Origin of the sequence: Treponema sp. JC4, from assembly GCF_000260795.1 — a bacterium.
Taxonomy (GTDB): Bacteria; Spirochaetota; Spirochaetia; order Treponematales; family Treponemataceae; genus Treponema_D.
The window spans coordinates 1-6,544 of sequence record NZ_AJGU01000066.1; the positions used below are offsets into that span (position 1 = coordinate 1).

9 protein-coding genes and 1 pseudogene are annotated in these 6,544 nt (G+C 33.6%); all 10 read right to left on the reverse strand.

Going from position 1 to position 6,544, the window contains the following annotated elements:
• On the reverse strand, nt 1–1,850 hold a 1,850-nt coding region (locus MSI_RS12715), incomplete at its 3' end, for an alpha-amylase/4-alpha-glucanotransferase domain-containing protein (protein ID WP_039924957.1).
• A gap of 91 nt (nt 1,851–1,941) precedes the next feature.
• Entirely contained in the window at nt 1,942–2,562 is a 621-nt protein-coding gene (locus tag MSI_RS12720) for a hypothetical protein (protein ID WP_009107759.1), read from the reverse strand.
• Nucleotides 2,559–3,122, reverse strand: a complete 564-nt coding sequence (locus tag MSI_RS12725) for a hypothetical protein (protein WP_009107762.1) — start codon at nt 3,120–3,122, stop codon at nt 2,559–2,561. The genes MSI_RS12720 and MSI_RS12725 overlap by 4 nt, the downstream gene beginning before the upstream one ends.
• Nucleotides 3,109–3,279, reverse strand: a complete 171-nt coding sequence (locus tag MSI_RS14585; protein ID WP_155815635.1) for a hypothetical protein — start codon at nt 3,277–3,279, stop codon at nt 3,109–3,111. The genes MSI_RS12725 and MSI_RS14585 overlap by 14 nt, the downstream gene beginning before the upstream one ends.
• Nucleotides 3,269–3,733: a hypothetical protein gene (locus tag MSI_RS12730; RefSeq protein WP_009107764.1), complete on the reverse strand. Its 465-nt coding sequence runs from the start codon at nt 3,731–3,733 to the stop codon at nt 3,269–3,271. The genes MSI_RS14585 and MSI_RS12730 overlap by 11 nt, the downstream gene beginning before the upstream one ends.
• A gap of 4 nt (nt 3,734–3,737) precedes the next feature.
• The gene (locus MSI_RS12735; RefSeq protein WP_009107766.1) at nt 3,738–4,208 is read right to left on the reverse strand and encodes a hypothetical protein; all 471 of its coding nucleotides are present in this window, start codon (nt 4,206–4,208) and stop codon (nt 3,738–3,740) included.
• A complete protein-coding gene (locus MSI_RS12740) occupies nt 4,205–5,251 on the reverse strand; it encodes an RnfABCDGE type electron transport complex subunit D (RefSeq protein WP_369759199.1) in 1,047 nt (348 codons plus the stop codon). The genes MSI_RS12735 and MSI_RS12740 overlap by 4 nt, the downstream gene beginning before the upstream one ends.
• A 21-nt stretch (nt 5,252–5,272) precedes the next feature.
• On the reverse strand, nt 5,273–5,515 hold the full coding sequence (locus MSI_RS12745; RefSeq protein ID WP_081481400.1) for a 4Fe-4S dicluster domain-containing protein: 243 nt from the start codon (nt 5,513–5,515) through the stop codon (nt 5,273–5,275).
• 7 nt (nt 5,516–5,522) lie between these two features.
• Nucleotides 5,523–5,705, reverse strand: a complete 183-nt coding sequence (locus tag MSI_RS12750) for a hypothetical protein (RefSeq protein ID WP_039924959.1) — start codon at nt 5,703–5,705, stop codon at nt 5,523–5,525.
• Between the two features lie 104 nt (nt 5,706–5,809).
• Nucleotides 5,810–6,544, reverse strand: a pseudogene (locus tag MSI_RS14190) (hypothetical protein); the annotation flags it as partial.

Below are 6,544 nucleotides of genomic sequence, written 5' to 3' on the forward strand. Positions count from 1 at the left end.
ACAGAAACATTCCAGAACATAGTAGAAACAAAGCTTAAATGAACCGGTGAATTATTAAAATCAGTTACCAGAGGATAGTAAATGTAATGAGATTTTTCATTAGGTTCAAAAGTAAAGGAAATGCAGCCTTCAGTATCAGAAAGTCTTATAGAATCAATATCACTTAAATACTGATTGTTATTCTGTTCAAGAAGAGTTTTTGATGTATCAATAACAGACTTCTGGTCATCAGTAGCAGTTTCCAGATTATAATATGTAAGATCTTCTGCCTTATATTTGGTATGAGCAATATTTGATTCAACGGCAAAAATTGCATTCAAAGGCTTTTCACTTTCATTTCGCAGGATATACTGAATTATCATTCCTGTGGAATTAATCAAAAACTTTTTCCTCAGATAAAGCTTTTGCTTTGCAGGACCGAATACCGCATTAGCTCCCAGCTGCAATTCGTGATGACTCTGAGAAAATTTTATCTGATTATACTGTACGCGAGAAAAGATTCCGTCTCCGGCAGGAATACCACCTTTATAATTTTCAAACTGACTTTCAGTAAAAATATGATCTACGAAAAGTCCCCTCTTATAGTTTCCGTTGGAAATATTATCAGCATAATTTCCTGTATTTTTAAGGATATCAAGTTCCAGAATAGAGCCGCCCATGCTTGAAATGCAGGCAAAATAATTTTGCATTCGGCAGATATATTCGTTCATACCGTCGCAGTTATAATCAAAGCAGGTAAGGCTTTCTTTAAAGGCATTGTCTTCACGAAGGATTTTTTCAGCCTCCATTAAAAGCTTGTAGGACTGCTGACGAAGGATTGCAGAAGTTGTAAGAAGACCTTTTCCATTCTGCCCCTGCCAGAGCTTGTCGCGGGCAGAGTTTTTCCGCATTTTATCACTCTTGTACTGATTTACAAGCATGCCTACATAAAGAATACGGCTGAAAAGTTTTTTTACAGTTTCAAAGGCTTCCTGAAGGTCATAGAAGGTATTGATATCATCAGGATTTACATTATCAGAAAGTTGAAGATATAATTTATTAATTGCTTCTGTAATATAAACGCTTTCCTTTACTCCTGAATTCTTTTTGTAAGTAAAAGGACGAATTGTCTTTATATTTGGGCAATCATTAAAAATTTGTGCTAAGGCTGTAAACTTATCTTCATTCAAAAGATTTTCAAGACAGGACCTCTTTAGATCAATACAAAGGATTCTGTCTGGTGACTGCTGAAATACCTGTCCTTTTTTTTCTGACTTTGCGGTGAGCTTTTCAACTTTTTGAATAAAATCTTCAGCAAAATTGTCTGTTTCTTCAATAAAATTGTGATAAATCGGGAAAATATCAATTGATTTTCCAAGATTTGACATTATCAGAGGAAGAAGATTAAGTTTTTTAGCAGGAATACTTGCACTGTCCAGAAATACATATTCAAATCCGCAGGTAACAAGATTATTTACCATTGACGAATCCCAGCAGTCTGCAAACAAAGAACAGCCTCGGGGTCTCTTTCCAAGACTCTGTCTTATTTCTGCAGAAAGCAGGTCTAACTGTCCGTTTCTGTCGGCTGTAAATAAAAGAGGAAGAAGCGGATCATAATAGGCACCACCTAAAATTTCAATCTGCTTGCGTTCTATCAGCTGTTTTAAAAGGGTAAGAAATTCCGGTCTCTTTTTTTTGTAAAACTGAATTCTGTTTCCCGGGAAATAAAAAGTAAAATGAAAATCAGCATGAGCAAAGAGAAACTTAGCGAGCGGCTTATAAATCTTCTGGTACTCTTTTTCTAAAAGTTCAGTAGTATCAAGGCTCGAAGAAGCAGGTCTGTAAATAAAACTTATAAAAGTGGTAGCCATAAACCCTATCCGGCCTGATTTCCCACATAAACCTGCCGCTCAAAGAATTAAAAAATGCCAGTTCCCCAACAGGCATTTGTCCCATTATGAACTAAAAGTTATTTTTTACTATTTTATATATTTTATAACAATAAGCCCACAGTTTAAAGTATTTTTTTGGTTTCCATTCAACATTTTTATCAATTTGATTTAAATCAATTACTTTTGCCACTTCCGATTCTGGCTTAATAACGGCACTTAAATCAGTAACCTTTGATGGAATCATTTTTATAATCTTTTGAGGACATACAAGTGTACATTTTCCACAACCGCAGCAAATCTGAGAAACTATTGCAGTATGCTCTTTAATAACAATTGCCTTTTGTTCACAAACTCTGGCACAATCCCCAAGTCCAATACAAACAAGATTATAGGCAGGATCAGTAAAATAAATAGACTTTACCATTGCACAAGTGTACTGACCGTTAAAATCAATTGCCTGGTTATATATTTCCTTTTTATTCTGCTTTAAGACAAAGGCTTTTTTTGCAGAAACAGGCATTTTACGTTTCTGTTCCGTATAAAAATTCGATGCTTCATTTAATTGAACAAGAAGATTTCCTGAAATATTACTCTTTTGTGTTACAGACGGTTCCAGAACATAAAAAATAAAGGAAATAAGAAGAGAAAGTGCCAGAACTATAAAAATCAAAAGAAAGATTGCTAAAATCATCTCAGAACCCCCGGATTAAGCCAGCTGATATCAAACACAGAGAAAATAAGCAGCACTACGGCAAGGAAAATAAAAAAGATACTGTAAAACTTCTGATTTACTTTCTGACCGTTATTACAAAGCCGCTGGCGTAAGGTAATGATAAAGGGACTTAAAATTCCTATTGAACAGATAATTCCAGTACAGATAACAAGAGTATTTACCCAGGAAGAACTTTCTGCAATTGAAAGAAAAACAATTATGTAGGAAATGATAAATTCCGTTGAAAGCTTATTTGTTGTAAGACGTCCAAGACATTCAAAAAAAGTTGAAACCGAAACAAGAATTAAAAAAACAATCAGAGGAAAAATTTCTGTAATTCTTAAGGGTAAAAGAATTTTTGAAGTAATTATCCATGATAAAATTGCACAAATATAAATTGAAGCAATATTTTTTACGAAAAAGAATATATTTGGAATTTTAATGATTCCAAACTCACCTACACGGCTTATTCCAATTCCGTAAAAAAGAACGGCTGAGGCAAAAAATGTATAATATAAGAAAGTCTCAAGATAAAGCATCCTGCGCCTCCAGATTTTCATAAGAATCAAATTTTCGCTTAATAAACTTAAGCAGAACAAGAATTAAGGCAAAAACCATAAATACCCCTGGAATAGAAGCAACAAAAGCAAAAAATCCAGTTGGCTGAAGTGAAAAAATTAATTTTTCATAAATCAAATGATTTTTCCGTAGAAAGTAAAGGTTCCAAAACAAAAATATCCCTCAAGAGGAAAAATACAAGGGCAATAAAACTGAAAGTAAAAATCTGTATTGAGTTTGTTTTTAACCTCTGTATTAAAGACAAATCTTCATTTTTTGAAAGAAGGTGAATTAAAAAGAGAGAAAAAGGCGGAATATAAAAAAGAAGGCTCATAACAAGGGCAACTTCCGTCTGAAAAATAACAAAAATCTGTCTGAAAACGATGGTTATAGTAATCAAAAACATCAGTAATAAGAAAGTCTTTGTTTCTTTTATTTTAAGCAGATCTGTAAGGGAATTAAAAAGTGTACCCAAAACTGTAAGCAATATAAGTTCAATACAGATTGTAAAACCAAAGACAAAACGTCCTGGAGTTGGAATTACTATAGCGAGAAAAGATAAAAGATAGAGATAATTAGAATACTTTTTCATAGGACTACCCTTTTGTACTCCTTAAAATATCAACAATACGCTTTTTCCAGTATTCAATTCTAAGACTGTTATTAAAAACCTTTATATGTTCGTTAAAACGTCCGTGAAAACTTGAAATACCAACAAATTCAACATCATAATCAGAAGAAATAAGGAAAACAGCTGGCAGAGGACCGTAAAAAGTCTGAACGCGTAAAATTACAGCCTTATAGATTTCTCCTGTCTTGCGGTTTCTTGCCTCATAACAGGCAGCATTCATGGCAAAGGAATTATTGATTTTTACAGAATTTTCAAGATTCCAGATATTAGGTTCATGTTCTTCAAGAACAGTTCCCACAAGAGTTCTAAGATTTGTCTGCCATGATTTTCTTGAAATAACTACAGAATAAATAGTAAGAAAAAAGAAAACGGCAAAAAAAGCAGTCAGAATACCGTATTTTATGAAAAAATCTTTATAAAAGTTCTCTTCGCTCATTCATTTCCCTCAGATAAATTTAAAACGGAAAATATTTTTGTTTTTAATTTCTTTTCCACTCTGATATCTTCAATTGAACGCAAAAGAAGATTAAAGAGATTACAAATCAAAATTGTATATGCAGTTCCAATTGGCGAAGTTCCCGCCCCGTTTATTAAAAAGGCAAAAAGTCCCGCCAGCAGACCAAAAATAATCTTTGCATTTATTGTAACAGGAATTGTACCCGGGAATTGAAGCATAAAAGCAGCGGCAAAAATAGTACCGCTTGAAAGAAGGGCTAAAATCACATCACCGGTATTAAAAATGCCTCCGTAAACAAGAGGTCCGAATAATCTGACCAGAAGAGCATAAAAAGCCATAAAAATAACCGGAATAATTTCCATCATGCTGTTGTCGCAGAATAAAACAATAGTTGCAATAATATTCAGGATATTAAACCTGAAGGCCGGAATAACAGAATTGGTATCCCACAAAAGAGAAATAAGACCTTCCGGAATTGTTACGCGGAAAGGAAAGAGAATGTAGTTATTTAAAAAGTTTGTAATTGAACTGTCAAAACTGAAAACCGGGAAGGTGCCCTGAGTTATAAGAGAAACTGCAGGATTTTTGGTAATAATTAAATCCTGGGAAATCAAAAACTGTGGAAAATGACTTTTCCCGATAAACCAGGCAATAACAATTGCCAGAGCCGAAGGAGTCATCCAGTTATTACTGTGGCGTATAAAAATCTTAAAAAGAAAAAGAATTACAAAGGAGCATAAAAAGGCAGTAGGCAAAGGAAAAGAAGAAGGAAGAAAAAATCCTATTAAAATACTCTGGATAATGATTTCGTAATTCTTATAAAAAGCCTCTTTTGTAAGAATATAATACAATAAAGAAGCAAGAAGTCCGCCCGCAAAGGTTACAGTAATTATTAATACTGAGTCATAACTTTTTGTAAGCAGCAGTGCAATAAACTGAATGGAAAGTAAAATCAGAATTTTATAAGTCATTGCAGACATTGAATCGCAAAGATAGAAAAAGGGATTTACTTCACTAATCAGAGAGTTTTCTTTTTCTTAAAATTAAACATTATAATCATCCCTCAGCATATTTATTATTTGAGTAAGCGGCAGCCTTGAAGGACAAATCATATTGCAGCTTCCGCAGTCAAGGCATTTTGAAATCATATTCTTTAAGAAATCATCAAGATTGTTGCCTTCATAAGTGTAATTATTAAAGTTAATTACGTGATTATAAATCACATCAGGGAAAACATTCTGCTTACAGATTGAACGGCAGTTTCCACAGCTGATACAGTCAAAAATTTTTGAATCAAGCTTGTTTTTTGTAAGAAACGATTGAAATAGATTTTACATAGCGGGTAACAGGAACCTCAAGGGAACTTGCAGTAGTTCCTCTTATTCTTCCATTGATTATTACCATCTTAGGATTTTTAGCCAAACCGCCGATCTGAGAAATAATATCTTTTAAGGGCGTTCCGATTTTTATATTCAAAAAACAGGATGATTTAAGACAGTTTCCAGAAACATGAACCAGTCTGTTTATTGAAGGAATCTTTTTTGCAACGCATTTATAAACTTCGTAGAGGGTTGAAGAATCTATAAATAAATCTTTTTTGTAAGTTTAATATCTGTATTTTTACCTTTTCCGACCTTTGCGCTTTTTGTATTTTTATTAAAGCCTGCAATAATTTTTTCTTTAAGTCCGGACGGATATTCATTAGAGTTTACTTCCAGGAAATCTGTAGTTTCAGTCATAAAAGGGTCAAAAAGCGATTTAGGAGTAAGCTTTGAATTGTAAACAAAAACTATATTATTTCTTCCAAGAGCCTTTAACATATAGCTGCAGGCTTTCATCATTCTTTCAAAATAAAACTTTGCAAGCAGTCTGTCTGTAATGCAGGAAGGATCATCATCAAAAAGTCTTACAACAAGGGTCTGACCCGCAAATTCCTTAATCTGTTTTCCTAGGTTTACAGGCTTTTTTACATTAAAAGTATTAATCAGTCCGCTTTCAAAAATATGAGTCTGAATTTCCTGGGCGCTTAAACTTTCTACAGGGCGGGATGGAATCTGTTTTCCCAAAAAATCAAAAGAGCCCTGAAGTCTAATTCTTACAGCCTTTTCAGTTTTTCCGTTAGGACACTGACACTCAACAATATCTTCTACAACACCTGGAATTGAAGCATGAACATTAATTTTGTCTTCTTTTCCGGAAGTTGCAATAATCTGACCTTCTGTAACTAAATCTCCGCTTCTTACCAGAGGATTACATACAGTATTATATTCCTGACAAAGAGGAATTGTAACGTGGTGCGGCAAAAACGCGTTTTG